Source organism: Kocuria aegyptia (assembly GCF_039530085.1).
GTDB classification, from domain to species: Bacteria; Actinomycetota; Actinomycetes; order Actinomycetales; family Micrococcaceae; genus Kocuria; species Kocuria aegyptia.
In genome coordinates this window covers 372,874-399,833 of sequence record NZ_BAAAOA010000046.1, presented here as the reverse complement: position 1 = coordinate 399,833, position 26,960 = coordinate 372,874, and the positions used below count along the sequence as shown (strand labels likewise).

The following is a 26,960-nucleotide window of genomic DNA, read 5'->3' as shown; positions in this document are numbered from 1 at the left end:
GAGGCATCTGCCAGGGCCCGGCCGACGGGCCCCCGAACCGCGGAGGGTGACGACATGAGCGTGCTGGGCGAACTGGGGGCGGCACTGGCCGCCGGGACCGTGGAGGTCGTGGACCTGACCACCCCCCTGGACCGGGACACCCCGATCCTGCGGCTGCCGGAACCGTTCGCCAACACGGTGGGCCTGTCCATGACCCCGGTGAGCGCCTACGACGAGGCCGGGCCCGGCTGGGCGTGGAACGATCTGACGCTGGGCGAGCACGCCGGCACGCACCTGGACGCGCCCGTGCACTGGATCACCGGCCGGAACGGGAGGTCGGTGGACCGGATCGAGCCGGCGCGCCTCGTCGGGCCGGCCGCCGTCCTGGACCTCACCGCCGAGGCGGAGGCGGACGCCGACGCCCTGCTGGAGCCGGAGCACCTCGAGCAGTGGGAGGCCGAGCACAGGCGCTTCCCCGCGAACTGCTGGGTGCTGCTGCGCACCGGCTGGTCCGCCCGCGCGGGCGACCCCGAGCGCTTCCTCAACGCCGACGAGCGCGGCCTGCACGCCCCGGGCCCGTCGGTGGCCGCCGCCGAGTGGCTCGCCGCCCACCCGCACGTCAGCGGTTTCGGCGTCGAGACCGTCGGCATCGACGCCGGCATCGCCGGCGGCTTCGATCCGCCCTTCCCCGCCCACCACCACCTGCTGGGCCACGACAAGTACGGGCTGACGTCCCTGCGCCGCCTCGAGCAGCTGCCGGTCCTCGGGGCGCAGCTCGTGGTCGCGCCCCTGCCGGTCGTGGGCGGCACGGGCAGCCCCGCCCGGGTCCTCGCCCTGGTCGAGAGGCCCGGGGCGTGACCGGCACGGTCGCGCAGCTCGTGGGCCGTGCGCTCGCCGAGCTGGGCGTCGGGCACGCCTTCGGCGTGGTGGGCAGCGGGAACTTCCACCTCACCAACGCGCTGGTCGCGGCGGGCGTGCCCTTCACGGCCGCCCGGCACGAGAACGGCGCCGCGACCATGGCCGACGCCTGGGCCCGCACGAGCGGGCGCGTCGCCGTGGTCACCACCCACCAGGGCTGCGGGCTCACCAACGCCACCACCGGCATCGGCGAGGCCGCGAAGTCCCGCACCCCGCTGATCGTGCTGACCGCCGACACCCAGCCCGCGGCCGTGCACTCCAACTTCCGGATCGACCAGGACGGTCTCGCCCGTTCGGTGGGGGCGGTGGCCGAGCGGGTGCACTCCCCCGCGAGCGCCGCGGCCGACGTCGCGCGCGCGGTCCGCCGCGCCCGCAACGACCGGCGCACCGTGGTGCTCAGCGTCCCGCTCGACGTCCAGGCCGCCCCCGCCCCCCGGGACGCCGTGGTGCCCGCGCTCCCGCCCGTCCCGCGCGTGCGCCCGGACGACGACGCCGCGGCGCGCCTGGCGGGGATGCTGGCCGCCGCGCGCCGGCCGGTGTTCGTGGCGGGGCGCGGCGCCCGGGGAGCCCGGGCCGAGCTGACCGCCCTCGCCGAGCGGACGGGGGCGCTGCTGGCGACCTCGGCGGTGGCCAAGGGCCTGTTCGCCGGCGAGGACTTCGACCTCGGCATCTCCGGGGGCTTCTCCTCCCCGACGACCGCGGCGCTGATCGCCGACGCGGACCTCGTGGTGGCGTGGGGCTGCGCCCTCACCATGTGGACCACGCGGCACGGACGCCTCCTCGGCCCGCAGGCCTCGGTGGTGCAGGTGGACCTCGAGGAGGCCGCCCTCGGGGCGCACCGGCCGGTGGACCGACCGCTGGCCCTGGGGGTCGTGGGCGACTGCGCGCTCACCGCCCGGGACGTCCTCGCCGCCCTGGAGCCCAGCCCCGCGAGGGAGGGCGACACCGCCCGGGAGAGGGACACGGCTCGGGAGAGGGACACCGCCCAGGAGGGCGGCGCCGGGCCGGAAGCCGCCACCGCGGCGCCGTCGTCCTGGCGCACGCCCGAGCTGGCCGCGCGGATCGCCCGGGAGAGCCGGTGGCGGGACGTCCCGTTCGAGGACCTGTCCACGGCGGAGCGGATCGACCCGCGGGTGCTGTCCCGGGAGCTGGACGCGATGCTGCCGGCCGAGCGCGTCGTGGCCGTCGACAGCGGCAACTTCATGGGCTACCCCAGCCAGTACCTCTCCGTGCCCGACGAGCGCGGGTTCTGCTTCACCCAGGCCTTCCAGTCCGTCGGTCTGGGCCTGGCCACCGCCATCGGGGCCGCCCTGGCCCAGCCGCACCGGCTGCCGGTGCTCGGCACCGGGGACGGCGGCTTCCTCATGGGGATCGCCGAGCTGGAGACCGCCGTCCGACTGGGCCTGCCGCTGGTCTGCGTGGTCTACGACGACGCCGCGTACGGTGCGGAGGTGCACCACTTCGCCGGCGACACGGACGCGCCGCTGGACACGGTGGTCTTCCCGGACGTCGACATCGCCGCGATCGGCCGGGGCTTCGGCGCCGACGGCGTGGTCGTGCGCTCCGTCGGGGACCTGACCGCCGTGCGGGAGCGGCTGTCCGCGCCGATGGACCGGCCGTTGGTGATCGACGCCAAGATCGCCTCCGACGGCGGGGCGTGGTGGCTGGCCGAGGCCTTCCGCGGCCACTGACGCCGCGCCGCGCTCCACCTCGGCGGGCCGGGCTCCGCCGGGCCCGGTCAGTCCTCGGACCGGTCGTCCCCCGCCGCATCCCGCCGCAGCCGGGTGATCCGCACCCGCTCGACCCGGCTGCGGTCCACGGTCAGCACCTCGAGCCGGTAGCCGTCCACGTCGACGACGTCGCCCGGGCGCGCCACCCGCCCCAGCCGGTCCATCACGAACCCGCCGACGGTCTCGTAGTGGCCCTCGGGAATGACGAGCCCGGCCTCCACCGGGACCTCCTGGATGATCAGCCCGCCGTCCACGAGCACGGCTCCGCCCTGGCGCAGCACCGTGTCCTCGTGCTCCCGCGCCCCGGCATCGAACTCGTCGTAGATCTCGCCCACGAGCTCCTCCACCAGGTCCTCGAGGGTCACGATGCCCGCCGTCCCGCCGTACTCGTCGACCACCAGCGCGATGTGGTGCCCGTCCTTGCGCATGGCCTGCAGGGTGCGCAGGACGTGGTTGGTCTCCGGCAGGAAGGGGATGGGCCGCACCACGTCCCGCAGGGTCCGCGGCGGGGCCTCGATGACCCCGTCCCCGTCCCGGTCCGCCACCACGAGGTCGCGGATGTGCACGAAGCCCAGGACGTCGTCCACGCTCGTGCCGAGCACGGGGTAGCGGGAGTGCGGCAGGGCCAGGGCCTGGTGATAGGCCTGCGTGATGGGCAGGGTCCCGTCCAGGAAGTGGACGTCGGGGCGGGGGCGCATGACCTCGGCGAGGCGGCGCTCGCCCGCCTGGAAGACGTCCGTGAGGATCGAGCGCGAGACGGGACCGATGCCGCGGGTGTCCACCACCATCTCCCGGATCTCCTCCGCCGAGACCTCCTCGGCCACGGCATGCGGATCCCCGCCCACGAGCCGGACCACGAGGTTCGTGGACACGGACAGCAGCCAGATGACGGGACGCATGAGCGTGGCGAAGACGCTCAGCGGAGGGGCCAGGACCTTCGTGAAGCCCACGGAGCGCTGCATGGCCAGCCGCTTGGGCACGAGCTCCCCGAGGACGAGGGACAGGTAGGCGATGACCAGCGTCATCCCGATCAGCGCGGCGGTCCCGGCGGCCGCGGTGGACAGACCGGCCCGCTCGAGGACGGGGGCCACGCCCGGGGCGAGCGTCGACGCGCCGTAGGCCGAGGAGAGGAACCCGGCCACCGTCACGCCGATCTGCACGGCCGCGAGGAAGAGGTTGGGGTTCCGCACGAGGGCGGCGGTGCGGGCGCCCTTCCGCCCCGAGCGCTCGATCCGCTTGACCTGGCTCTCCCGCAGGCTCACGATCGCCATCTCGGTGGCCGCGAAGACGCCGCCGACGGCCACGAACAGCAGCACCAGGAGGATGTTCACGATCGTGCTGTCGCCCATGGCGCCCACAGTACCGGCACCCGCCGGGTCACCCGGAGATCATCCGCGCGTCCCGCCGCGTCGACCGGTTCGTCCCCGCGCCTACAACGACCGCGGCTCCGTGGTGCTCGACGACGGCGGCCGGTCCCTCGCGCTCCGGACGGGCAACGGCCGGCTGCTGGACGCCCTCGCCGGCCGGCCCGGCATCCCCGGGGCCGGTGCCGCCCCGGCGGCGCCCGCCGCCCGGGGCCGCCGGGGACCCTCGGGGCTCACCAGAGGTGACGGCACTGCCGGTTCTGGCAGGAGAACTCGGGGGCGCGCCCGTCGGGCAGCATCATCGACGGGGACGCCAGCTCGACGTCGCGCGCCCGGTCCCAGTCGTCGGGCATGATCTGCACGTAGACCAGCTCGAACCCGGTGGCGCCGCAGCGCGGGCACGGCGCGGTGGTGCCGCGCAGACCGTCGGACGGAGTGGTGCTCATGGCGGGCCTCCCGGGGGACAGCGGACCCGGGCACTCCGGAGCCGGTGGGCCCAGTGTAGTGGCCGCTCCGGACGCGGCCCGCCCCGGACCCGGGCGGGGCGGCCGTCCGGCTCAGGCCCTCGTGCCCGCCTCCCGCTTGGCGCGCTGGATCTCCTCGTAGACGTGGCCGCGCAGCTCGGTGAAGCGCGGCAGGCCGCGGGTGGTGAGCTGGTCGCGGTCGTCGGGCAGGTCGATCGGCAGGTCCTCCTGGACCACCGTGGGCGAGCTCGAGAGGATGATCACGCGCTCGCCGAGGTAGACGGACTCGTCGATGTCGTGGGTCACGAACAGCACGGTCACGCCCATCCGGTGCCACACGTCCCGGATGAGGTCCTCGAGGTCGGCGCGGGTCTGGGCGTCCACCGCGGCGAAGGGCTCGTCCATCAGCAGGATCTTCGGCTGGTAGGCGACCGCCCGGGCGATCGCGACGCGCTGCTGCATGCCGCCGGAGAGCTGCCACGGGTACTTCTTGTCCGCGCCGCGCAGGTCGACGGCGGCGATCGCCTCCTCGACGAGCCGGTTCCGCTCGTCCCGGGCCAGCTTGGCGTTCTTCAGCGGCAGCTCCACGTTCTCGCGGACCGTCATCCAGGGGAAGAGGCTGCGCCCGTACTCCTGGAAGACCACGGCCATGTCCTTGGGGGGACCGGTCACCTGCTCGCCGCCCAGCAGCACCTCGCCGGACGTCGGTGCCATGAGTCCCGAGATGCACTTGAGCAGCGTGGTCTTGCCGGAGCCCGAGGGCCCCACGAGGCACGCCAGCTCGCCGCGGCCGAGGTCGAACGTGAGGTTCCGGACGGCCTCCACGTCGCCGTGGTCGCTCTGGTAGATCTTCTGCAGCCCGCGCACGGACAGCAGCACGTCCTTCCCGCCGGTGCGTCCGGCGCCCACGGTCCCGGCCTCCTGCGTGCCGGTCCCGCGCGCGGGGCTCTCGCCCGCCCTGCTCCGGGGAGCGGCCGCGCCGCCGTCCACTGCCGAGCTTCCTGATTCAGCTTGCATTCTCCACCTCTTTCAGGCCCCGGTACCAGGCGAGGACCTTGCGTTCAACACGTTGGAAGACGAACGCCAGCACCACTCCGATGAGACCCAGGACGGCGATGCCGCTCCACATCTCGGGGATGGCGAACGATCGTTGGAACTGCACGATGGTGAAGCCGAGCCCCGAGGACGAAGCGAACATCTCGGAGATCACCATCAGGATCAGCCCGATCGACAGGGCCTGACGGATGCCGGCCATCATCTGGGGGCTGGCGGCGGGGATCACCAGGTGGACGATCCTGGACCACCCGTGGATCCCGTACGAGCGCGCCGTCTCGTTCATGACGGAGTCGACCGAGCGCACCCCCTCGATGGTGTTCAGCAGGACGGGCCACACGGACCCGAGCACGATCACCACGACCTTCATCTGGTCGTTGACGCCGATGAGCAGCATCAGCACCGGCACCAGCACCGGTGGCGGGATCGCCCGGAAGAACTCGAGCACGGGCTCCAGCAGGTTCCGCAGCCAGCGCACCGAGCCGATCACGAGCCCGGCGACGACGCCGAGCAGGATGGACAGCGCCAGCCCCACCAGGAGCCGGCCGATGCTCGGCAGCACGTCGTCGAAGAACCGGTCCCCGATCCAGACGTCCACGAACGTCGTGGCGAACTCGCCCGGCTCCGGGACGTAGAAGTTGGTCTCCACCAGCGTGTAGACCCACCACAGCAGGACCAGCAGGACGGGCAGCGCGAGCGCGTAGCCCAGGGTCTTGACGAGTCTCACACCGCCACCTCTCCGCGGACGGACGAGTGCCAGGCCAGCGCCCGGCGCTCGAGCGCCCGCATCCCCAGGTTGATGAGCACGCCCAGCAGCCCGGCCGTGACGATGAACGCGTACATGGCCGTGACGGCGCCGCCGGACTGGGCCAGGGAGATCTCCCGGCCCAGCCCGGGCGTGCCGATCACGAGCTGGGCGGTGACCGCCAGGATCAGCGCCACCGCCGCCCCCAGCCGCAGCCCGGTGATCACGTACGGCAGGGACGTGGGCCACGTGACGTACCGGACGCGGGCCAGCCGTCCGAGCCCGTAGCTCTTGGCCGTGTCCTGCGCCACGGTGTCCACGTCACCAACCCCGTAGAGGACCTGGATGAGGATCTGCCAGAAGGAGGCGTACACCACCAGCAGCAGGGTGGACTCGAGCTGCACGCCGAACAGCAGCACGGCCAGCGGGATGAGTGCGACCGACGGGATGGGCCGGAGGAACTCGATCGTGCTGTGGGTGGCGCGCCGCAGGAACGTGCTGCTGCCGATGACCAGTCCCAGCACGATCGCGGCCACCGCGGCCATGAGCAGCCCGAGGAACCAGGCCCGGACGGTCTGCCAGACCGCGAGCCAGAAGCCCGCCGAGCCGAGCTGCTCCCCGAGCTCCAGCAGGACCTCGCTGGCCGGGGGCAGGTACCGCGGGTTGACGATCCCCGCCAGGGGCAGCAGCTCCCAGGTGAGCAGGAACCCGAGGATCCCCAGCACCCCGAGGGCGCCGGGCCCCCAGGCCCGCCCCGTGCGCTTTCGTGCCATGTCGTGTGACCTCCCTTGTGTCCCGTGTCCCGTGTCCCGTGTCCGCGGACGGGCTACGGCAGCAGCGCGTCGAGGTCGGGGGATTCCTCGAGGGTCCCGTACTCGACGGCGGCGTCGCCCAGCTTCTGCAGCGCCTCGCGGTCGAACTCGGTGCGGAAGCGCGGCAGGGCCATCTCGGCGCGCAGCTCGTCGCTGATCTCCGTGTAGGTACCGACGATCTCCCGGACGGCGTCCGGGTTCTCGTTCGCGTACTCGAGCGAGCGGTTCATGGCGTTCTGGAAGCTCTCCACCAGCTCGGGGTCCTCCTGGAGCTTCTGGGCGGTCGTGAAGTAGCCGGCGATGTCGAGCTCCGGGTCGAACTCCACGAAGTTGTAGGACACCGCGCGGGCGCCCTCGTCGAGGACCTGGGTGAGGAACGGGTCGAGGATCCAGGCGGCGTCCACCTGGCCGCGGTCGAGCGCTGCCGGGGCGTCCGGGAAGCCGACCTCCACGAACTCGATGCTGTCCGGGTCCCCGCCGGCCTCCTCCACGATGTGGCGGATCGTGGTGTCGCCGATGTTGTTGAGGTTGTTCACCGACACCGTCTTGCCCTCGAGGTCCGCCGGGCCCCGGATGTCCGAGTCGGCGGGCACCACCACGGCGCTGAAGTCCCGTTCGGGGTCGCCCGAGGTGGTGTTGCCGTTGGCGACGTACTGCAGGTCCAGGCCCTGCCCCTGGGCGACCATGACGGACAGGGTGTTCCCGAAGGCGAAGTCGAAGTCCCCGCTGACCACGCCCGGCACGGCGGCCGCACCGCCGCTGGTCGTCTGGATGTCGAGGTTGATCCCCTCCTCCTCGAAGAAGCCCTGCTCCTCGCCCAGCCAGATGGCAGCCGTGTCGACGATGGGGATCACGCCGACGGTCACGTCCTGCATCTCCCCGTCGGCGCCGCCTCCGCCGCCGTCGCCGCCGCCGCACGCGGCCAGCGCCAGTACGGACCCTGCTGCTCCCAAGCTGATGAGCGGTCGCCGCATCGTGTCTCCCTGTGTCGTTCCGTGATCGGTTTCCGTGGCCGTTTTCCGTGGTCGTGCTTCGTGGTCGTGCTTCGTGGTCGGTGCCGGTCCCGCTGTCAGCACTGCGCTGTGCGACCCGGGCCGTGATAGAGATCACTCTAGTGACGTAGCATTCACGGACCAGTGCATGTTGTCGATAGACCGATACATGACGTCTATGAGTCACTGACCGAGGAGTGGTGTCGTGGAACTGGATCTCAACCTGATGCGCGTCTTCTGCACGGTCTACGAGCAGGGCAGCGTCACCGGGGCCGCCGCGGAGCTGCACCTCACCCAGCCCACGGTGAGCCACGCCCTGAAGAACCTGCGCCGGCAGTGCAACGACCAGCTGTTCGTCCGGGAGGGCCGGGGCCTGATCCCCACCCCCTTCGCCGAGAGCATCTTCCCGCAGGTCAAGGCGGGGATCGCCCAGGTGACCGCAGCCGTCTCCTCGGGTGGTCGGTTCGACCCGGCGACCACCGGCGAGCGCTTCACCCTCGCTCTGACCGACCTCGGCGAGCTGGCGTTCCTGCCCTCCGTCATGGTGGCGCTGCGGGAGCAGGCCCCCGGCGCGGAGCTGACCGTGCTGCCCCTGGACGCGGAGCGCGTCCCGGACGACCTGCTGCGCAACCGGGTGGACGCCGCGATCTGCGCCCCGTACATCGGCGGCCCCGGCATCGTCCGGACGGTCATCGGCACGGACGAGTACGTGGTGATCGCCGCCCGCGGCCACCCGCGCGTCCGGGAACGGCTCACGCTCGAGCAGTTCGCGGAGGAGCCGCGGATCCGGCTCGCCCCGTCGATGGGCCACGAGCTCGCGGAGGTGGCGGCGGAGCGGGCGGGAGCCCCGGGCAGCACGGCCCTGCGGCTGTCCCACTTCACGGGCCTGGTCTCCGTCGTGGAGCGCACCGACTGCCTCGCGGTGCTGCCGCGGTTCCTCGCCGAGACGCTCGAGGAGGCGGCCGGGATCCGGGTCCACCCGCACCCGGTCGAGCTGCCGGTCCTGCAACTGGCGGTCTACACCCGCGAGACCGGCCACCAGCGCCCCGCGCAGCGGTGGTTCGCGCAGCTGATCGTGGACACGCTGCGGGAGTCCGTCTCACCGGACCCGTCCGCGCCGCTGCATCCCGGGCCCTGGCATCGTCGCCGTCTATGAGGGGATAGAAAACATCGACTGGCCGCGCCCCCGGCCCCCTTCTACTCTCGCGGTGAGGCGGCACACCGGTGCCGCGTCCCGATTGGAGCGCAGCGTGACCACCATCCGTGCCAGGACCCACCGCTGGATGCAGGCCCGCGGTCTCGACACCGTGTTCGGCAACCCGGGCTCCAACGAGCTGCCCTTCCTGCGGGACCTGCCCCCGGACGTCCGCTACGTCCTGGGGCTGCACGAGGGCGTCGTCGTCGGCATGGCCGACGGCTACGCGCAGGCCACGGGGCGGCCGGTGCTCGTGAACCTGCACTCGGCCTCCGGCACGGGCAACGCCATGGGCGCGCTGACCAACGCCGCCAGCTCGCACACTCCCCTCGTGGTCACCGCCGGCCAGCAGGTGCGCGCCACGATCGGCGCGGAGCCCATGCTCGCCAACGTGGCGGCCCCGGACCTGACCTCCCCGCTGACGAAGTGGGCGGGTGAGCCGCTGTCCGCGCAGGACGTCCCCCGCATGCTCGACCAGGCGCTGTGGGAGGCCACCACCGGCTCCCGCGGCCCCACCTACGTCTCGGTCCCCTACGACGACTGGGACCGGGAGTCCGCCGGCAACGACGACTACCTGCTGCCCCGGCGGGTGGTCCAGGGTCTGTGCCCGGCCCCCGAGCACGTGCAGGAGATCGCCGGTCTGCTGGCCGGCGCCCATCGGCCCGCGCTGGTGCTGGGCTCCGAGGTGGACGCCGTGGCGGCGAACGCGGTCACCCGCGAGCTCGCCGAGCTGCTGGGCGCCGACGTGTGGGTGGCGCCGTCCCCCTACCGCCTGCCGTTCCCCAACCGCCACCCGCAGTTCCGCGGTGTCCTCACCCCGTCGGAGCGGGGCGTGCACACCGCGCTCGAGGACAACGACGTGGTCCTGGTGCTCGGCGCCCCCGTCTTCCGCTACCACCAGTACGAGCCGGCCCGGTACCTGGCCGAGGGCACGCAGCTGCTGCACGTCACGGAGGACCCGGAGGAGGCGGCCCGGGCGCCGTTCGGGACGTCCTTCGTCGCCGGGCTCGCCCTGACCGCCGCGGCCCTGGTGGTGGCCCTCCAGGAGCGGCGCGGCGTGCGCCCGGCAGCTCCGGTGGACTGGACGGTGCCGCCGCCGGCCCGCGAGCCCGTGGACGGCGTCTTCCACCCGGGCGCCGTGTTCGAGGTGCTGCGCGAGACCGCGCCCGCGGACACCGCCTACGTCGTGGAGTCGACCTCGACGAACGGGGACTTCTGGAGGCACATGGACCTGCGGGAGCCCGGCTCCTACTTCTGGCCGGCCTCCGGCGGACTGGGCTTCGGGCTGCCCGCGGCGGTCGGGGTGAAGCTGGCGTGGCCGGACCGCCCCGTAGTCGGGGTGGTCGGCGACGGGTCGGCCAACTACGGGATCACCGCCCTGTGGAGCGCGGCCCAGTACCGCGTCCCGGTCGTGTTCGTCATCCTCAACAACGGCACCTACGGCGCGCTGCGCTGGTTCGCGGGCATGCTCGGCACGGGGGACGTCCCGGGCCTGGACGTGCCGGGCATCGACTTCCTGAGCCTCGCGCGCGGCTACGGGGTGCCCGCGCACGCCGCGAGCACGGCCGGGGAGCTCGCCGACCTGGTGCGGCAGGGCCTCGCGGCGGAGGGCCCCACGCTCATCGAGGTCCGCACGGAGCTGACCACGCCCTGAGCGGCGCCGCGCACGGGGTACCGCTCAGCGGCAGGAGACCGTGAACACCCGGGCGTCGCCGGACAGCTCGACGGTGCCCGCGCCGCCCCGGTGCAGCAGGGACTCCCCGCCGGCCAGCTCCCACTCCCGGTCCGCGGCGCGCACCAGCACCCGGTCCCCGGTGCTCAGCAGGACCGTGGTGCCCCGCAGCTCGACCGGCACGGGCCGTCCCGGCACGAGCTCGTGGGCGGTCAGCGACAGCCGCTCGTCCCACAGGGGGTAGATGCGCCGACCGTGCTCGTCGGCGTCGGGCTCGACGACCTCCGGGGCGGCCTGCTCGTCGGCCAGCACGGCGAGCAGCTCGGCCACGTCCACGTGCTTGCCGGTCAGCCCGGCGCGCAGGACGTTGTCCGAGGAGCTCATCACCTCGATCGCCGTCCCGGACAGGTATGCGTGGAGCTGCCCGGCCGGGGTGTGCAGGGACTGCCCCGGGGAGAGGCGGACGTGGTGCATGCACACCGCGACCAGCAGCCCGCGGTCGCCCGGGTGCCGGTCGTGCACGTAGCGGACCAGCGCGGCCACGGGGTCCTCCGGGCCCGCGGCGCGGGCCGCGGCCACGGTCGCCGCCACGGCGGGCCCGGCGGCGGCGTCGTCCAGCGTCAGCACGGCCGGCAGCACGGGGCGCCCGCCGTCGGCGACGTCGTGCAGCCAGTCCAGCCCCAGCCGCGCGGCCGTGGCGCGCAGCCGGTCCGCCGGCTGCACCCCCGTGAGCAGCTCCACCTCGGTGAGCGCCACCACGGTCTCGGGCTTGGCGGAGCGGTCCTTGTAGTTGCGCCGCGGGTCGTCGAGCGGGATCCCCGACCGCTGCTCGCGCTCGAAGCCCGCCTCCGCCTGCACCGGCGAGGGGTGGACCTGGAGGGACAGCGGGGCGTCGATGGCCAGGATCTTCAGCAGGAACGGCAGGTCCCCCAGCGGCTCGTCCCGGCCGTCCCGGACGACGACGGAGGGCGCGGCGGGGTGCGCACCGACCCACAGCTCGGCCTCGGGCTCGGGGCTCGGCACGGGCCTGCCCTGCAGACGGGCCAGCACCTCGCGGGAACCCCACGCATAGTGCTGGACGGGATTGCGCATGCGGAGGAACTCGACCATGCTCGTCATCCAATCACAGGACCACCCGCGCCCGGCGGCGCCCGGCAACGGCCGTGGCCTAAGATCACCCCTTGTGACTATCGATCTCTCAGCTTCATTCAAGGCCTACGACGTCCGCGGCATCGTGGGCGAGTCCATCACCGCGGAGACGGTCCGGGCCACCGGCGCCGCGTTCGTGGACGTCCTGGGTCTCGCCGGCCTGACCGTCCTGGTGGGCGGGGACATGCGTCCCTCCTCCCCGGAGTTCGTCGACGCCTTCGCCGAGGGCGCGGTCCGGCGCGGGGCGGACGTCGTGAAGATCGGGCTGATCTCCACCGATGAGCTGTACTACGCGTCCGGGACCTTCGACGCCGCCGGGGTGACCTTCACGGCGAGCCACAACCCCGCCGAGTACAACGGCATGAAGATGTCGAAGGCCGGGGCCGTCCCGGTCTCCTCCGAGACGGGGCTCTACGACATTCGCGACCTCGCCCAGCGCTATCTCGACGAGGGCGGGGCGCCGGAGGCCCCCGCCCCCGGCACGGTCACCGAGCGGGACGTGCTGGTCGGCTACGCGGAGTACCTGCGCTCGCTGGTGGACCTGTCCGGGACCCGCCCGCTCAAGGTGGTGGTCGACGCCGGCAACGGGATGGCGGGGCTGACCACTCCCGCCGTGCTGGGCGACGCCGTGCTGGAGGCGCTGCCGCTGGAGATCGTGCCCCTGTACTTCGAGCTGGACGGCACGTTCCCCAACCACCCCGCCAACCCGCTCGAGCCGGCGAACCTCGTGGACCTCCAGCGCGCCGTGCGCGAGCATGGCGCGGACCTCGGCATCGCGTTCGACGGCGACGCCGACCGCTGCTTCGTGGTCGACGAGCAGGGCGGGGCCGTCTCGCCGTCGGCCGTCACCGCGCTGGTCGCCGAGCGGGAGATCGAGCGCGCCCGGGCGGCGGGCGTCGAGCACCCGGTGATCATCCACAACCTCATCACCTCCCGCGCCGTGCCCGAGCTGGTCACCGCCCGCGGCGGCCGTCCCGTGCGCACCCGCGTGGGCCACTCGTTCATCAAGGCGGTCATGGCCGAGGAGGGCGCCGTGTTCGGGGGCGAGCACTCGGCGCACTACTACTTCAAGGACTTCTTCAACGCGGACACGGGCATGCTCGCCGCGATGCACCTCCTGGCCGCGCTCGGCGAGCAGGACCGGCCGCTGAGCGAGCTGATGCACCAGTACGACCCGTACGCGGCGTCCGGCGAGATCAACTCCACGGTGGCGGACAAGGCCGGGGCGGTCCGGCGGGTCGTCGACGCCCTGGCGGGCCGCGACGTGGTCGTGGAGGAGCTGGACGGCACCACGCTCAGCTGCCCGGGCGAGGGCTGGTGGTTCAACCTGCGCCCCTCCAACACCGAGCCGTTCCTGCGCCTCAACGTCGAGGCGAAGGACCGGGCCACGATGGAGCGGGTCCGGGACCGGGTGCTGGGGATCGTGCGCGCCTGAGGACCCCGGCACGCGAGGGGCCCCGCCGGACGAGCCGTCCGGCGGGGCCCCTCGCGCTGCGGGCGCTCAGACCGCGGCGGTCTCGCGCGCCTCGTCGTGGAGCATCCACTGGTCCGGGCCCAGGATCTCGTAGGCCACGTCGCGTCCCGGGACGCCCTGGGCGATCACGGCGGAGCGGACGGCCTGCATGAAGGGCAGCGGACCGCACAGCACCACCTGGGCGCCGGCCGGGATCGGCACGGCGCCGAGGTCCATGAACCCGTCGTGGTCGCCCTCGCCCGGGATCTCCATCCAGGTCTCCAGGCGGGCGTGGGGCAGCTCGGCGACCAGCATCTCGTGCAGCTCGCGCAGCGCCCACTCCTCGGCCGAGCGGTCGGCGTGCAGGACGAGGACCTGCCGCTGCGACTCCTGGCGCACGAGCCGGTCCAGGAACGCCAGCATGGGAGTGACGCCGATGCCGGCGGAGGCCAGCACGAGCGGCCCGTCCCCGTCCGGGAGCATCACGTCGCCGTAGGGGTTGGAGATCCGCAGGACGTCGCCCACCTGCACGTCGTGGTGGAGCACCGGGGTGGCCTCGCCGCGCGCGTCGAGGCGGACGGCGATCCGGCGGGTCCCCTCGGGACCCGGGACCAGCGTGAACTGCCGCGGCTGCTCCACGCCGTCGGGCATCCGCACCTCGACGGTCACGTACTGGCCGGCCACGGCGGGGGTCATCGGGGTGCCGTCGGCGGGTTCCAGGGTGATGGCCGTGGTGGTGGACCCGGCCCGCTCCTTGGCCGCGACCCGGAACGGGGCGAACACCACGGTGTTCGCCTGCCCCGCGTAGAGGCCCTCCTCGATCCTGATCAGGGCATCGGCCATCAGCCAGTACACCTCGTCCCACGCGGCGACGACCTCCGGCGTGGCGGCGTCGCCGAGGTCCCGGGCGATCGCGCCGAACAGGTGCTCGTGGACGACCGGGTAGTGCTCGGGCAGCACGCCCAGCGACGCGTGCTTGTGCGCCACGCGGGAGAGCAGCTCCTCCGGGTAGCCCTCGGGGTGGGACAGCAGCCAGGAGGCGAACATCGCGATGGAGCCGGCGAGGGCCTGCGCCTGGGTCCCGTTCCGCTGGTTGGCGCGGCTGAACAGGCCGTCCAGCAGGTCGGGGCGCGCCTCGAACATGGACCGGTAGAACTCGGGGGTGATGAACGGGATGCGCTCGGCGACGACGCCGATGGTCTGCTCGATGACGGGGCGGGACTGGTCGGACAGCACGGTGGCCTCCTGGGGTGCCGGTGGATGACCTCCCAAAAGTAGCATCTGAAATGCTGTATTACGTGATCGGTGGCGGCGCCCCCACCGCGGTGCTCCCCGGAGGCTCGGGCGGGCGCAGCCCGATGGACACCAGCACCGGGCCGAGCTGACGCTCGCTCACCAGGTCCCGCACCCGCACGTCGTCGAGCGCCGCGTAGAAGGCCTCCCGGGCGTCCGCGAGGGCGCGGCGCAGTCGGCACCCGCGGTCCAGCGGGCAGTCCCCGCCGGCCGACTCGCACTCGACCATCGCGGAGCCCGCCTCCAGCTCGCGCAGGAGCGAGCCCACGGTGGCGTCCAGGCCGGCGGGGGTGATCGACACCCCTCCGGTGCGGCCGCGGCTCGAGGCGAGCAGGCCGAGCCCGCTCAGCCGGCCCACGGTCTTGGTCACGTGGTGATAGGGGGCGCCCACGCCCTCGGCGATGGCGCGCGTGGTGAGCTTCTCCCCCTCGGGGACGGCTGCCGTCAGCAGCAGGACGCGCAGGGCGATGTCCGAGAAGGCGGTCAGCCGCACGGCGGGGTCCTCCGGTCGCTCATGGCGGCTCCTTCCGGGACTCGCGCGCCCCGGCCGGCCCCGGGAACGCCCCCATTGTCCCACGCGCCTCCCGGGCGCGGACGAGGGGCCCCGCACCGGAGACCCCTCGTCCGTCCGCCGGGCCCGGGCACAGCGTCCCGGGCCGGACCTCACGCCTGGTTCAGGCGGTCCTCCAGGCCGGCGCGCTGCTCGAGGATGGGCTCGGGCACGTGGCCCAGCCGGTGGAACCACTCGTCGATGCTGGGCAGCTCGGCCCGCCACTCCTCGACGTCGACCTTGAGGGCGGCCTCGAGCTCCTCGTCGGAGACGTCCAGTCCTGTGAGGTCGAGGTCCTCCCTGGTGGGCACGGTGCCGATCGGGGCCTCCCGGCCACCGGCGGTGCCCTCCAGGCGGTCGAAGATCCACTTGACCACGCGGGAGTTCTCGCCGAAGCCCGGCCAGGCGAAGCCGCCGCTCGGGGTGCGCCGGAACCAGTTGACGTAGAAGACCTTCGGCATCTCGTCCTCGCCGATGCGCTCGCCGACCTCGACCCAGTGCTCGAGGTAGTCGTTGGCGTTGTAGCCGATGAACGGGAGCATGGCCATGGGGTCGCGCCGGACGACCCCCACGGCCCCCTTCGCGGCGGCCGTGGTCTCGGAGGACAGCGTGGCGCCCTGGAAGACCCCGTGCTCCCAGCCGAAGGACTGGGACACGAGCGGGACGGTGGTCTTGCGGCGGCCGCCGAAGACGATCGCCGACAGCGGCACGCCCTCGGGGTCGTCGTACTCGGGGGCCAGGATGTCGACCTGCTTGATCGGGGTGCAGAACCGCGAGTTCGGGTGCGCCGCGGGGCGCCCCGACTCCGGGGTCCAGTCACGGCCCTTCCAGTCGGTCAGGTGCTCGGGCGTCTCCTCCGTCATGCCCTCCCACCAGACGCCGCCGTCGTCGGTGAGCGCCACGTTGGTGAAGATGGTGTTGCCGCGGGCGATGGCGCGCATGGCGTTGGGGTTGGTGGGCCACCCGGTGCCCGGGGCCACGCCGAACAGGCCGGCCTCCGGGTTGGTCACGCGGGCCTGGCCGTCCTTGCCGAAGCGGATCCAGGCGATGTCGTCGCCGACCATCTCCGCCTTCCAGCCCTCGATCGTGGGCTCGAGCATCGCGAAGTTGGTCTTGCCGCACGCGGACGGGAAGGCCCCGGCGATGAACCTGCTCTTTCCCTCGGGGTTCGTGACCTTGAGGATGAGCATGTGCTCCGCGAGCCAGCCCTCGTCGTGGGCGATGGCCGAGGCGATGCGTAGGGCGTAGCACTTCTTGCCGAGCAGGGCGTTGCCGCCGTAGCCGGACCCGAAGGACCAGATGGCCCGGTCCTCGGGGAAGTGCACAATGTACTTGGACGGATTGCACGGCCAGGGCACGTCCTCCTCGCCCGGGGCCAGCGGGGCGCCCAGCGAGTGCAGGCACTCGACGAAGAAGCCGTTCTGCTCGGTCATCTTCTCCAGCACGGGAGCGCCGATGGTGGCCATGATGCGCATGGAGCACACCACGTAGGCGGAGTCCGTGATCTCCACGCCGTAGCTCGGCCTCGAGGCCTCCAGGTGGCCCATGACGAAGGGGATGACGTACATCGTGCGCCCGCGCATGGCTCCGCGGAACTTCTTGCGCAGCGTGCCCCTCATCACCTCCGGGTCCTCCCAGTTGTTGGTGGGACCCGCGCCCTTCTCGGTCCTGGTGCAGATGAAGGTCCGCTCCTCGACGCGGGCCACGTCCTCCGGGTCCGAGAACGCCGCGAAGGAGTTGGGGAACTTCTCCTCGTCCAGGCGGACGAAGGTGCCGGCGTCCACGAGCTCGTCGGTGAGCTGCGTCCACTCGGCCTCCGAGCCGTCGACCCAGTGGATGCGGTCCGGCTGGGTCAGCTCCGCCATCTCCCGCACCCATGCGAGGAGGTGCGCGTGGGTGGTGGGCGCGTTGTCCAGCGCGTCCTTCACAGCCTCGTTCAGCCCGGTGGTCTCCGTCGTTGCAGTGGGGTTGTCAGCCATTGACATGTCTCCTCGTTGAGGCCGTCCGCCGGCCGCCCGGGGCTCTCGTGGTGGTGCTCGTCGTCGAACACTCGACCCGGTGTCACCGGGCCCACAGTGAGCGGCGTGGAGGTGGGCGGCCGGTCTCTACTGTGATGTGGCCCCATCGTATCGCCCCGGCCCCGGCCGCCCCAGCAGGGTTACGCGCGCCGCTGCCCGTCACGCCGGGTGTCGAGCGGGGCGCCGGCGGATTTTGCGCAGCCGGGGGCCACATGTAGAGTTATATCCGGCTTGGACGGCGGTGACGCCGGAACGCCGATGCGCCTGTAGCTCAACGGATAGAGCATCTGACTACGGATCAGAAGGTTGGGGGTTCGAATCCCTTCGGGCGCACACCATCGAGAAAGCCCCTCACCAGCGGAAACGCCGGTGAGGGGCTTTCTCGTGCCCGGACCCCGCCACCCGGGCCGGCTCCGGCGCACCGGACGGCTCAGGCGGCGGCGAGGGCGTGGACGTCTCCCCCGGCGCACCCACGAGGCCGCGGGTCACCACGCCGTCGAGTCCCGGCAGGGCGGCCAGGCGCCGCGCAGGCCGGCGCGCCCGGGAGGACGGCAGGAACCACTGCGCCCCGCCGCGGGCGAGGCGCTGCTTCTCGGTCACCACCGGCCGCCAGACCCGCTCGCAACCCGCCACCGCATCCTCGACGGACGCGGCGCGGGCGAGCCGCTCGGCGAGCAGCCACGCCCCGGCGATCCCCGGCGAGGCGCCCTGGCCGCCCAGCAGTGACACCGCCTGGGCCGAGTCGGCGCCGACCACCAGGTCGGCGCCGAGCACGGTGCCGTCGTCGAGCACCGCGTCCGCCCCGCCGGGCCGCTGCCGGACCCCCACGACGCGCTGCCCGAAGCGGAGCTCCGCGACGTCCCGGGCGTGCTCGCGCAGCACCCGCTCCAGGTCGGGGCGCAGCACGCTCACGAGCCGTCCGTCGAGGGCGCGGGCGAACCGTGCGAACGGCAGCCCGGCCCGGTCGCGGCCGCGGTCGTCCACGGAGCTGAGCCGCTCCACCGTGCAGCCGAGCTCGAGGACCGCCGGCAGCACGCCCATCGCCTCGGCGGCGTCCCAGCCCGGGCCGAAGAAGTCCAACATGCAGCCCTGCTCCCGCGGGTCGGGCGCCCGTTCCAGGACGACGACGTCCCAGCCCTGCCGGCCCAGGCACCCGGCCAGGGCGAGTCCCGTGACGCCCGCCCCGCAGACGACCGCCCGCACGGCTTGCGCCGCTCAGTACCGGTCGCCGACGGCCACGACGCCGTCCAGCAGGGCGAGGTCCCCGGCCGTCAGGCGCAGGTCCGCGGCCGCCGCGTCCTCCCGCAGGTGGCCGGGGTCGGTGGTGCCGGGGATCGGCAGCACGTGCTCGCCCCGCACCGTGGTCCAGGCGATCGCGACCGCCGCGAGGGAGGTCCCGTGTCGGCGGGCGACCCCGCGGAGGGGCGCGAGCACGGCGCCCTCGTTGGCGGCCATGGCCTCCGGCGTGAACCGGGGGTTGCGCGAGCGGAAGTCGTGGCCGGAGAACTCCCGGTCCGCGAGGGCGCCGGTGAGGTAGCCGCGGCCCACCGGGTCGTCGGCCCGGGCGCCGCGCGGGCGCCCGGCGCGCCGCCGGTCAGGGGCCCCCCGCGGACGGTCGCGGCACCGTGAAATCCACCAGGCGGGCGTCGGCGCCGTCCAGTCCGGCCCAGGCGCCGGGGACCTCCAGGACCGACAGCCCGGAGGTGGGGCAGCCGTCGGCGAGGGCCATGACGGCGTCGTAGTCGGAGTCCGGGGTGGCCAGGCGGAGGGCGGCGTCGCGCAGTCCGGGCAGGTGGCCGATGAGCAGCAGCGACCGGACGGTCTCGGGCACGTGGTTGACCGCTGCGATGATCCGGCTGTCCTGGGCCGCGTAGAGGGACTCGTCGAGCCGGGCGGTCGGCGCGAGCTCGCCGAGCTCGCTGCACACCCACGTGCAGGTCTGCCGCGCGCGCAGGGCGCTCGAGCACAGGATCATGTCCGGCACGTGCCCGTTCGCCAGCAGCCAGCGCCCCGCGGCGGCGGCGTCCGCCGCCCCGCCACGGTCCAGGGGGCGGTCGTGGTCGGCCACGCCCCACGGGTGCTCGGCCTCCGCGTGGCGCATGAGGACGAGCTTCTTCCGGTCGTGGCGGGTCATCGGTTCATGATGCCACGCGCCCGCCGGGCACGGAGTGGCCCCGGCTCCTCCGCGCCGCAGGAGGGAACCGGGGCCTGCACGGTCAGCCGCTCAGATGGAGTACTCGGGGGCCGCCCACACGACGACCTCTGGGTGCTCGTAGAAGCGGTAACCCTGGCCGCGGACGGTGCGCACGGTGTTCGCCAACCGGCCGAGCTTCGAGCGCAGACGCCGGATGTGCACGTCGATGGTCCGCTCGTTGGGCACCTCCTCGGAGTCGCGCCACAGGCTGTGCAGGAGCTCGTGACGGCCGACGGTGCGGCTGCCGTTCTCCACGAGGTAGTTCAGCAGCTCGAACTCCTTGAACGTGAGGTTCAGCAGGCCGCCGTCGAGGAAGACCTCCCGGCGGGAGAGGTCGATGAGCACCCCGGTGGACTGGCTGGTCTTCGTCTCGGGCGCCGGCGCGGGCGCGGCGGGCGCCGCGGGCCGCACGGTTCCCGAGGTGGGATCGCCCAGGGCGTTGCGGACCACCTCGAGGTCGGTGCCGGCGGTGTTGGCGGGAGCCAGCGCCACGGCGGCGTAGGAGTCCGCCTGCGGGACCAGCTGCTGGGCGTAGGCCCGGATGCTCTGGACCATCTTGACCAGCGAGGTGCCGCTGGCCGCCGCGGTCTCCTCGTCGAGGCCCACGTAGATGACGAATCCGCGCGCCTCGTTCTCCTGCACCTGCGGACGCGGCGCGGCGTCCCGCTGCAGGCGGGTGGGGAGCGGGGCCTCACCCGGCGCGGCCGGCATGGGACCCATCGTGCTCCGGAGGCTGCGGTAGTCGGCGGGGGCCGTCTGCCCCCGCTCGGGGGCCGCGGCCGGACCGCGGGCAGGGCGAGCTTCGCTCGCGCGGTTGCGCTGGGAAATGTGCACGTATCCCGGTGTTCCTGGCATCTGCTGCCCCTTGTCTTTCCGTCGAGCGGCGGACGAGGCTCCGTCCACCTGGGTCGATCCGCCCCTCGGAACGGCCCCACTACCGTCAGCTCCCGAATCCCCGGCTCCGTGCTGGTCGGGGAAGGTCCCCGCGAAGCTGGCAGATTCCTGACAGTGGCGTTGCTCTCATCGTCCACCAGCCCTCCTGATCCTGCAAGTAATATTCGAGGCACTATCTCAGGATGTGAGATTCGAACGACGGCTGTCCAGGCCCTCCGCCAAAATGAACCCCCTTCACCTGGAGACGGCAGTCCCCTCCAGCACTGTTCCCCGCAATATCAGACGTCTGGGACGCGCTCCTCGGCTCCGTGCCTCCTACGCAGATTTGGACCTGCTTGTCAATGTGCCCATGATGGGGAACACTTCGTCTCAGAATGTGGACATTGGCTGCGAAGCGCATAAAGGCCCGCCGACGAGGTCGGCGGGCCTTTATCAGCACGTGATCTGCTGATTCTCGGGAGCGGCGGTCAGTCGACCACACCGTAGAGCCGGTCCCCGGCGTCCCCGAGCCCCGGGACGATGTAGGAGTTCTCGTCGAGGCGTTCGTCCCGGGCAGCCAGGACGATGTTGACCTCGGCGTCTCCCAGTTCCTCCTCGAGGGCTGCCAGGCCCTCGGGGGCGGCCAGGAGGCACACGCACGTGATCTGCTCCGCTCCGCGGCGGTAGAGGAACTTGATCGCCTCCCGCAGGGTCCCGCCCGTGGCCAGCATCGGGTCGAGGACGAACACCTGGCGCCCGGTGAGGTCCTCGGGCAGACGCTCGGCGTAGGTGATGATGTCGAGGGTGTCCTCGTTGCGGGCCATGCCCAGGAAGCCCACCTCTGCCGTGGGCACGAGCCGGGTCATGCCCTCGAGCATGCCCAGGCCGGCACGGAGGATCGGCACGACGAGCGGCCGCGGCTTCGACAGCCCCACGCCCGTGGTGCGCGTGACCGGTGTGTCGACCGCCACCGCTTCCACGCGCACGCCCCGGGTGGCCTCGTACGCGAGCAGCGTCACGAGCTCCTCGACGAGCAGGCGGAACACCGGGGACGTGGTGTTCTTGTCCCGGAGCACGGTCAGTTTGTGTGCCACCAGAGGGTGGTCGAGAACGGTCACTCGCATGGACCAAAATTACCACCGGGGCGCCCCGCCCCCTCCCCGCCCCTCCCCGGGCACTGTCCGGCCCGGGGGTCCGCCCAGGAGGAGACCTGAATGGCACTGCCCCCGCGCACCCGCACCGAGACCCGGGCGGAGGAGTGGATGCGGCTGGCCCTCGCCGAGGCCCGGGCGGCGCTCGAGACGCAGGACGTGCCGATCGGCGCCGTCGTCGTCGGCCCGGACGGGACCGTGGTCGGACGTGGCCGCAACCGCCGGGAGGCCGACGGCGACCCCACGGCCCACGCCGAGATCCTGGCCCTGCGCGACGCCGCCCGCGCCCTCGGCTCGTGGCGGCTGGACGGCTGCACGCTGGTGGTGACCCTCGAGCCCTGCGCGATGTGCGCGGGCGGGATCGTCCTGGCCCGCGTGCCCCGGGTGGTGCTGGGCGCGTGGGACGACAAGGCCGGGGCGGCCGGCTCCGTCCTCGACGTGCTCCGGGAGCGGCGGCTCAACCACTGGGTGGAGGTCACCGGAGGAGTCCTGCAGGGGGAGTGCTCCCGGCTGCTCCTCGACTTCTTCGCGGCGCACCGGCGCGGCGGGGACGACGACGCCGGGCCGCCCGGACCCGGGCCGGGCGGCCCGGCGGGTTTTGGCGGTTGAGCACGCCAGCCGGTACAGTACTGCGAGCTGGTGACGTGTCCGAGCGGCCGAAGGTGCATCACTCGAAATGATGTTTGGTTTAAGAGCCAACGAGGGTTCAAATCCCTCCGTCACCGCCAGTGATGTCTCCTGACATCGGAGAGGCCCGGCCCCACGGATCGTGGGGCCGGGCCTCTCGTCATGTCCGGGACCGGTGCTCGCCGGAGGCGCGGACCAGCACCGGCGACGTGGTCCTCCTGGCATCGGAAACAATCAGTAGGTGACCCAGTCGGGCTTGTGGTCCACCTGGAAGTGGGCGATCTCGAAGGGCAGGTAGTCGACGCTCGGATCGCTTCCCTGCATGGTGTACGTGACGGAGAAGCGGGTGCCGTCCGGCTGATCCCAGACGTAGAAGTAGTTCTCGTGGAAGGTGCTCGGCTCACCGAGCTCTGCCACCAGGTCCTGGGGCGAATCGCCCCAGGAAACACCCAGCGGCGGCTCCATGATGGGATGGTCGTTCTTCACGGTCACGCTGGTGACGTCGGACCCCGTGTCCGTGGCGATCTCCACCGCTCCGCCGTCGCACAGCCAGTGTCCGTACATGCCCACGTAACAACCGTGGGCATTGGAGTACTGCAGGAACTCCTCGTCCCGCAGCACGTTGACCCCCAACAAGGTGGTCGGGTCATCGGTGCGGGCCGGTGGATCGCCGTACCCCCCACCGCCGGGCGGTACAGTCGGCTCCTCGGTCGGGCCGGGATCGCGTTCGGCTTCAGGAGACGTCGGGGCGAAGTCCGCCCCGTCCGGGGACGCGCTTCGTCCGGCTTCATCTCCTGTCGTGCCCTCGTCCGCGGACGACACAGTCCTCCGAGATACTGACCGATCACCTCCTCCATCGGCGGATCGGGTCGCGGAGGAACGCGCGTCCCGGTTCGAGGAGGGCTCTTCGTTCGCGTCGGGAGTGCACTGTGTCAACGCCAGGCCCGTCGCGGCCAGCAGGGCTGACAGCAACAGCCGGTGCGAACGGCTCCGGATCCCGTCCTCGGACCTCCGGGAGCGCCGACGCGGGAGCCCGCCGCCCGAGTCGTGTGAGACGGCGCTTTCAGTGTTGTTCAGCTCCACGTCGAGATCACCTCGTCGAGACAGGAATGGCGAACACCAATGGTTGCGACAGGTCCACCGCGCACCTCGTGGCCAGAAGGTCCGGCCGTCTGCCTCAGAAGAACACCCGCGAGCCGACCCGCACGGGGATCCGAACGTTCTCGGAGCGGAACTCGACAGCACGTCCTCACCCGCCGATGACGACCGTCGGCATTCCCGGCCCCGGTGCGATCGGAACCCCGTGCAGCGTCGGGTCACCCAGTCGCGCAGCGGGGAACCCTCCGATGAGCACCGTCATGCTGCCCATCGCGATGCCGTTGGGCGCCGGCGAGACGCAGACGATGCCCCCGGGCATGCCGTTCGCCACGGCGGCCGGCATGCCGCCGATCAGCACGTTCATGACGGCCGCCACGGGGGTGATCGGCCCGCCGACGTGCGGTTTGGGCCCGTCGGTGAGCGGGCACAGGGAGCTGTCCCCCGCGCGCAGAGCTGGTCCTGTGGGCATGAGAGCTTCCTGACGTCCAATGGTGGGCCTGGAGATCCGGTGTGCATGACTGTTATTCGCCGGCTCCCGCCTCCTCGTGCTCGCCGTAGATGGTCACGGATTCGTAGCAGCGTCCCGTCACCGGGTTGCCGGCCGTCTCGCACTTCACGGACAACAGCATTTTCTGATCCGGTTGGACGATGAACGGCGGTGCGGGTGCGGAGGTGGGAACCGGCAGTGGCTCCACCCCGGGTGCGGGGGCGCCGCCGTCGCCCGCCATCCGCTCGACGGCGTCCTGCAGAGCCGGATCCTCCTGGAGGACTTCCGCCCCGCCCCCTCCGACGTCCGGCTGTCCCTCCGCGCCCTCCATCACCAGGCTCACCCCCGGGACCACCTCCGCGAGCGGTTCCTGCAACCAGAAGACGATCTCTCCGTTGGGATCGAGCACCACCAGGTTGAACATGCCCGCGTCCCCTGTGGTCACGCCCAGGGTCAGGCTGGTGACGGTGAACGACCCGGTCGCCGGTTCTCCGGGCCACGGGCCGAACACCTCCGAAAGCGCTCCTGGTGCACTCGAGAAGGAGGCCGGCTGCGGGAAGACCGGGAAGGGAGGTGGCGTTTCCGTCACCGGCGGTTCCGTCGTTGCTGGAGACGGTATCGGGCTCGCGTCCTCGCCGGCGCCGGTGTCCCCGGCTTCGCCCGCACCGGTGTCTCCGTCCTCGCCCGCACCGGTGCCTCCGGCCTCTTCCGCACTTGTCCCACCGGCCTCCTCGGCCTCACCGGCGTCACCGCCCGCACCCCCACCGGCCTCACCGGCCTCCCCGGCCGCGCCCCCACCGGTCTCCCCGGTTGCGCCCCCACCGCTCCCTTCGCCCGGTGCCGTGGTCGTGACGCCGGGAACTTCGGACGGCGGGTCCACCAATCTCGCCCACAGGGTGCCGGCAACGGGTCGCAGGAGAAGCCCGAGGACGACCAGGAGGCCCAGGACGACCGCCGTGACCAGCGCCTTGAGGGACCACCCAGGCAGGACGGGGTCCTGGTACTGCGTCCCGGCGAGGGGGAACTCCGGTCCCTCCTCCGGCGTGACCACGACCGTGAACGGGTACGCGATGGGCGCGCCCCGCCAGAGCCGCTTGACGGGCTCCGCACGGACCTCGGAGGACCACGTGGTGCCCGGTTCCATGGTCAGGCTCGACTCGCTCAGGGCGAGGTTCAGCCCGTCGGAGGCGCCCTTGGCGGCGAGCGCCACGGCCACGGGGGCGTTGCCGCGGTTGTCCACGGACACCCGGTACGTCCCGCCCCTCCTGCCCTTCGTGGACTGCGGGGACAGCTCCGCGACGGTGTCGTAGAAGGGCAGCAGCTCCACGACGCCTTCGGGCACCGCGGCGTTCTCGGGCCGCTTGGCAGGCCGGACGTGCACCCCGTACGGGTGCTCGCCCGCGGACACGGCGGAGGTCCGCGGGGGACGGAGGGCGACCACGGCGGTGGACGTCTGTCCCGGGTACACGGAGACGTGCGCCGGCTCCACGGAGGACCACTCCGCCAGGTCCCCCACCACGTGGAAGGTGTAGTCCTCGACGATCTCCGAGTCGTTGCGCACCGACAGGGTGACCCTGCTCTCCTGGCCGGCGTCGAGAGTGGTGCGGGGCGGTTCCAGGCCGGCCGTCGTTTCCATCAGGTCCTCCCAGAGCGGCGTGCTCCTGACGAGCGTACGGCGGGGCGGCCGGGTGCCGGGCTCGGCACAGGGCCGGGTTTGCAGGCATCCTGCCTGCCCGTCGGGGCATCCCCCGGTGCCCCGACGGGCACGAGGGCCTCCGGAGCGGGAGTCGTCAGCCCTGAGGGACGACGCCCTGGAGCTCCGCGGTCACCTCGCAGGAGTCCGTCAGCGACAGCAGCTCGTCGTCGGCACTGTCGCAGCGCAGATCCAGCTGGACCTCCTGGCCGGCGTTCGCCGGGATCCCCGGCTGTCCCAGCGAGAACTCCTGTTCGCCGTCCTGGATCTGGCTCATGGACAGCTGCTGGGTGATCGGGGTGCCGCTGATGCTGAGGAGGAACACGCCTTCGTCCCCGGACGAGGTGCGCAGGACCACGCTGGTGAAGACGGCCCCGTCCTGCTCGACCTCGCGCACGTCCTGGCCGAGCTCCCCGCCGGGCTCCGCGTCGGCCGTGAGCTCCAGGGCGATCTCCTCCAGCTCGCCGTCCTCCCCTCCACCGCCCTGGTCCTGTCCGGCGCCGTCCTGCTCCTGCGGCGGGTCGGCGCCCACGAGTCGCTGGCACGCCTCGAACCGGCCGACGACGGCCCCCTGGACGCACGGCACGACCCGCGCGACCAGGTTCTGGAGCACCCCCGTGGCGATGACCACCCCCAGCACCAGCAGCGCGACGACGCCGAGCACGATGAGCCACTTCACGATCTTCGGTGTCCACCCGGGCAGGAGCGGGTCCTGCCGGTGCGTGCCGGTCAGCATCGTCCCGGGCCCGCCGTCCGGACGCAGCTCGACGGTGAAGGGGTGGGCTGTCTGCGTGCCACGCCAGATCCTGTGCCGTGGGCGCACCCGGAGGTCCGCGGACTGCACCGCGCCCGGCTGGACCGTCAGCGCGGGCGCGCCGAGCACCATGTGCAGCCGATCCTCGGGGTCCTTGGCCACGAGCTGCACGGTGATCGGGATGTTGCCGCGGTTGTCCACGGCCACCCGGTGCTTCCCGCCCCCGCGTCCCTCGGAGGTCCGGGGCACCAGCTCGGCGGAGGTCTCCCAGAAGGGCTGGACGTCCAGGACTCCCTCCGCCACCACGGAGTCCTGCGGGTGCTGGGCGGGCAGGACCTGCACGCCGTACGGGGTGTTCCCGGCCGGGACCTCCCAGGACCTCGGGGGACGGAACAGGACCGTGACCGTGGCGGAGTCGCCGGGGTACACCGACACCTTCCCGGGCTCGACCGTGGCCCACCGGTCCAGCCGCCCCACCACCCGGAACCGGTACTCGTCGACGACGTCCCGGTCGTTGCGCACGGTCAGCGACACGGACGCCGCACCTCCCGCTTCGAGGGTCGTCCCGGACGTCTCCAGCGCCGCCGACGGGCTCATGGTTCCTCCTCGGGGTTCACACGCGGCGGGAGCGGCGGCACCGCCGTGGGATCCCCCTGCGCCTCGAGATTATGACCGTCCGTGACCTCGCCGGCACGG

Annotated in this window: 25 protein-coding genes and 2 tRNA genes; 8 read left to right on the top strand and 19 right to left on the bottom strand. The window is 72.7% G+C overall.

What is annotated here, in order from left to right; all coding sequences use genetic code 11:
* Positions 1 to 54: 54 nt before the first annotated feature.
* Both ABD220_RS16145 and ABD220_RS16140 read left to right on the top strand, forming a co-directional pair.
* On the top strand, positions 55 to 837 hold the full coding sequence (locus ABD220_RS16145) for a cyclase family protein (RefSeq protein WP_344124316.1): 783 nt from the start codon (positions 55 to 57) through the stop codon (positions 835 to 837).
* The gene (locus tag ABD220_RS16140; protein ID WP_344124314.1) at positions 834 to 2,588 is read left to right on the top strand and encodes a thiamine pyrophosphate-binding protein; all 1,755 of its coding nucleotides are present in this window, start codon (positions 834 to 836) and stop codon (positions 2,586 to 2,588) included. Before ABD220_RS16145 ends, ABD220_RS16140 begins: the two co-directional genes overlap by 4 nt.
* Before the next feature lie 47 nt (positions 2,589 to 2,635).
* Here ABD220_RS16140 and ABD220_RS16135 read toward each other — a convergent pair whose 3' ends face one another.
* The 6 genes from ABD220_RS16135 to ABD220_RS16110 all read right to left on the bottom strand — a co-directional run bounded on the left by ABD220_RS16135 (position 2,636) and on the right by ABD220_RS16110 (position 8,039).
* Positions 2,636 to 3,976, bottom strand: a complete 1,341-nt coding sequence (locus tag ABD220_RS16135; RefSeq protein ID WP_344124312.1) for a hemolysin family protein — start codon at positions 3,974 to 3,976, stop codon at positions 2,636 to 2,638.
* 248 nt (positions 3,977 to 4,224) lie between these two features.
* Entirely contained in the window at positions 4,225 to 4,437 is a 213-nt protein-coding gene (locus ABD220_RS16130) for a hypothetical protein (RefSeq protein ID WP_344124310.1), read from the bottom strand.
* Positions 4,438 to 4,548: 111 nt separating this feature from the next.
* Positions 4,549 to 5,472, bottom strand: coding sequence for an ABC transporter ATP-binding protein (locus ABD220_RS16125; RefSeq protein ID WP_344124308.1), 924 nt, complete (start codon positions 5,470 to 5,472; stop codon positions 4,549 to 4,551).
* A complete protein-coding gene (locus tag ABD220_RS16120; RefSeq protein ID WP_344124306.1) occupies positions 5,462 to 6,235 on the bottom strand; it encodes an ABC transporter permease in 774 nt (257 codons plus the stop codon). Before ABD220_RS16120 ends, ABD220_RS16125 begins: the two co-directional genes overlap by 11 nt.
* The gene (locus ABD220_RS16115; RefSeq protein ID WP_344124305.1) at positions 6,232 to 7,026 is read right to left on the bottom strand and encodes an ABC transporter permease; all 795 of its coding nucleotides are present in this window, start codon (positions 7,024 to 7,026) and stop codon (positions 6,232 to 6,234) included. The genes ABD220_RS16120 and ABD220_RS16115 overlap by 4 nt, the downstream gene beginning before the upstream one ends.
* Before the next feature lie 53 nt (positions 7,027 to 7,079).
* Positions 7,080 to 8,039 carry an ABC transporter substrate-binding protein gene (locus ABD220_RS16110; RefSeq protein WP_344124303.1) on the bottom strand — a complete coding sequence of 320 codons (960 nt, stop codon included), beginning with the start codon at positions 8,037 to 8,039 and terminating at the stop codon, positions 7,080 to 7,082.
* Between the two features lie 223 nt (positions 8,040 to 8,262).
* Between ABD220_RS16110 and ABD220_RS16105 the strand changes: the two genes are divergently transcribed.
* Both ABD220_RS16105 and mdlC read left to right on the top strand, forming a co-directional pair.
* Positions 8,263 to 9,213 (top strand): LysR family transcriptional regulator, encoded by a 951-nt coding sequence (locus ABD220_RS16105; RefSeq protein WP_344124301.1) that lies wholly within the window; start codon positions 8,263 to 8,265, stop codon positions 9,211 to 9,213.
* A 94-nt stretch (positions 9,214 to 9,307) separates the two neighbouring features.
* Positions 9,308 to 10,906, top strand: coding sequence for a benzoylformate decarboxylase (gene mdlC, locus ABD220_RS16100; RefSeq protein WP_344124299.1), 1,599 nt, complete (start codon positions 9,308 to 9,310; stop codon positions 10,904 to 10,906).
* 24 nt (positions 10,907 to 10,930) lie between these two features.
* On the opposite strand, the gene manA is transcribed toward mdlC, so the two are convergent.
* Positions 10,931 to 12,034 (bottom strand): mannose-6-phosphate isomerase, class I, encoded by a 1,104-nt coding sequence (gene manA / locus ABD220_RS16095; RefSeq protein ID WP_344124297.1) that lies wholly within the window; start codon positions 12,032 to 12,034, stop codon positions 10,931 to 10,933.
* A gap of 73 nt (positions 12,035 to 12,107) precedes the next feature.
* Here manA and ABD220_RS16090 point away from each other — a divergent pair, with 73 nt between their 5' ends.
* The gene (locus tag ABD220_RS16090; protein ID WP_344124295.1) at positions 12,108 to 13,508 is read left to right on the top strand and encodes a phosphomannomutase/phosphoglucomutase; all 1,401 of its coding nucleotides are present in this window, start codon (positions 12,108 to 12,110) and stop codon (positions 13,506 to 13,508) included.
* 66 nt (positions 13,509 to 13,574) lie between these two features.
* Here ABD220_RS16090 and ABD220_RS16085 read toward each other — a convergent pair whose 3' ends face one another.
* From ABD220_RS16085 to ABD220_RS16075, 3 genes are all read right to left on the bottom strand, one after another.
* The gene (locus tag ABD220_RS16085; RefSeq protein ID WP_344124293.1) at positions 13,575 to 14,762 is read right to left on the bottom strand and encodes a globin domain-containing protein; all 1,188 of its coding nucleotides are present in this window, start codon (positions 14,760 to 14,762) and stop codon (positions 13,575 to 13,577) included.
* 58 nt (positions 14,763 to 14,820) lie between these two features.
* Positions 14,821 to 15,312, bottom strand: a complete 492-nt coding sequence (locus tag ABD220_RS16080) for an RrF2 family transcriptional regulator (protein ID WP_344124291.1) — start codon at positions 15,310 to 15,312, stop codon at positions 14,821 to 14,823.
* 170 nt (positions 15,313 to 15,482) lie between these two features.
* Positions 15,483 to 17,348: a phosphoenolpyruvate carboxykinase (GTP) gene (locus tag ABD220_RS16075; protein WP_344124289.1), complete on the bottom strand. Its 1,866-nt coding sequence runs from the start codon at positions 17,346 to 17,348 to the stop codon at positions 15,483 to 15,485.
* A gap of 299 nt (positions 17,349 to 17,647) precedes the next feature.
* On the opposite strand from ABD220_RS16075, the gene ABD220_RS16070 reads away from it, so the two are divergent.
* Positions 17,648 to 17,720 (top strand) — tRNA-Arg (locus ABD220_RS16070).
* Between the two features lie 18 nt (positions 17,721 to 17,738).
* Here the strand turns inward: ABD220_RS16070 and ABD220_RS16065 are convergent.
* From ABD220_RS16065 to upp, 5 genes are all read right to left on the bottom strand, one after another.
* Positions 17,739 to 18,590: an FAD-dependent oxidoreductase gene (locus ABD220_RS16065; RefSeq protein WP_344124287.1), complete on the bottom strand. Its 852-nt coding sequence runs from the start codon at positions 18,588 to 18,590 to the stop codon at positions 17,739 to 17,741.
* A 12-nt stretch (positions 18,591 to 18,602) separates the two neighbouring features.
* Complete coding sequence (locus ABD220_RS16060; RefSeq protein ID WP_344124285.1) at positions 18,603 to 18,935, bottom strand: aldo/keto reductase; 333 nt, start codon at positions 18,933 to 18,935, stop codon at positions 18,603 to 18,605.
* A gap of 46 nt (positions 18,936 to 18,981) precedes the next feature.
* Positions 18,982 to 19,521, bottom strand: coding sequence for a SixA phosphatase family protein (locus ABD220_RS16055; RefSeq protein WP_344124283.1), 540 nt, complete (start codon positions 19,519 to 19,521; stop codon positions 18,982 to 18,984).
* 90 nt (positions 19,522 to 19,611) lie between these two features.
* The gene (locus ABD220_RS16050; protein ID WP_344124281.1) at positions 19,612 to 20,436 is read right to left on the bottom strand and encodes a winged helix-turn-helix domain-containing protein; all 825 of its coding nucleotides are present in this window, start codon (positions 20,434 to 20,436) and stop codon (positions 19,612 to 19,614) included.
* Between the two features lie 506 nt (positions 20,437 to 20,942).
* On the bottom strand, positions 20,943 to 21,578 hold the full coding sequence (gene upp / locus ABD220_RS16045) for a uracil phosphoribosyltransferase (RefSeq protein ID WP_344124279.1): 636 nt from the start codon (positions 21,576 to 21,578) through the stop codon (positions 20,943 to 20,945).
* Positions 21,579 to 21,668: 90 nt separating this feature from the next.
* Between upp and tadA the strand changes: the two genes are divergently transcribed.
* Together tadA and ABD220_RS16035 are read left to right on the top strand one after the other, a co-directional pair.
* Positions 21,669 to 22,214 (top strand): tRNA adenosine(34) deaminase TadA, encoded by a 546-nt coding sequence (gene tadA, locus ABD220_RS16040; RefSeq protein WP_344124277.1) that lies wholly within the window; start codon positions 21,669 to 21,671, stop codon positions 22,212 to 22,214.
* Between the two features lie 29 nt (positions 22,215 to 22,243).
* Positions 22,244 to 22,333: transfer RNA gene (locus ABD220_RS16035), tRNA-Ser, on the top strand.
* A gap of 133 nt (positions 22,334 to 22,466) precedes the next feature.
* Here ABD220_RS16035 and ABD220_RS16030 read toward each other — a convergent pair.
* The 4 genes from ABD220_RS16030 to ABD220_RS16015 form a co-directional block, all read right to left on the bottom strand.
* Complete coding sequence (locus ABD220_RS16030) at positions 22,467 to 22,868, bottom strand: hypothetical protein (RefSeq protein WP_344124275.1); 402 nt, start codon at positions 22,866 to 22,868, stop codon at positions 22,467 to 22,469.
* Positions 22,869 to 23,481: 613 nt separating this feature from the next.
* Positions 23,482 to 23,799, bottom strand: coding sequence for a PAAR domain-containing protein (locus tag ABD220_RS16025; protein ID WP_344124273.1), 318 nt, complete (start codon positions 23,797 to 23,799; stop codon positions 23,482 to 23,484).
* 52 nt (positions 23,800 to 23,851) lie between these two features.
* Positions 23,852 to 25,453, bottom strand: a complete 1,602-nt coding sequence (locus ABD220_RS16020; protein ID WP_344124271.1) for a COG1470 family protein — start codon at positions 25,451 to 25,453, stop codon at positions 23,852 to 23,854.
* A gap of 154 nt (positions 25,454 to 25,607) precedes the next feature.
* A complete protein-coding gene (locus tag ABD220_RS16015; protein WP_344124269.1) occupies positions 25,608 to 26,861 on the bottom strand; it encodes a COG1470 family protein in 1,254 nt (417 codons plus the stop codon).
* Positions 26,862 to 26,960 lie beyond the last annotated feature (99 nt).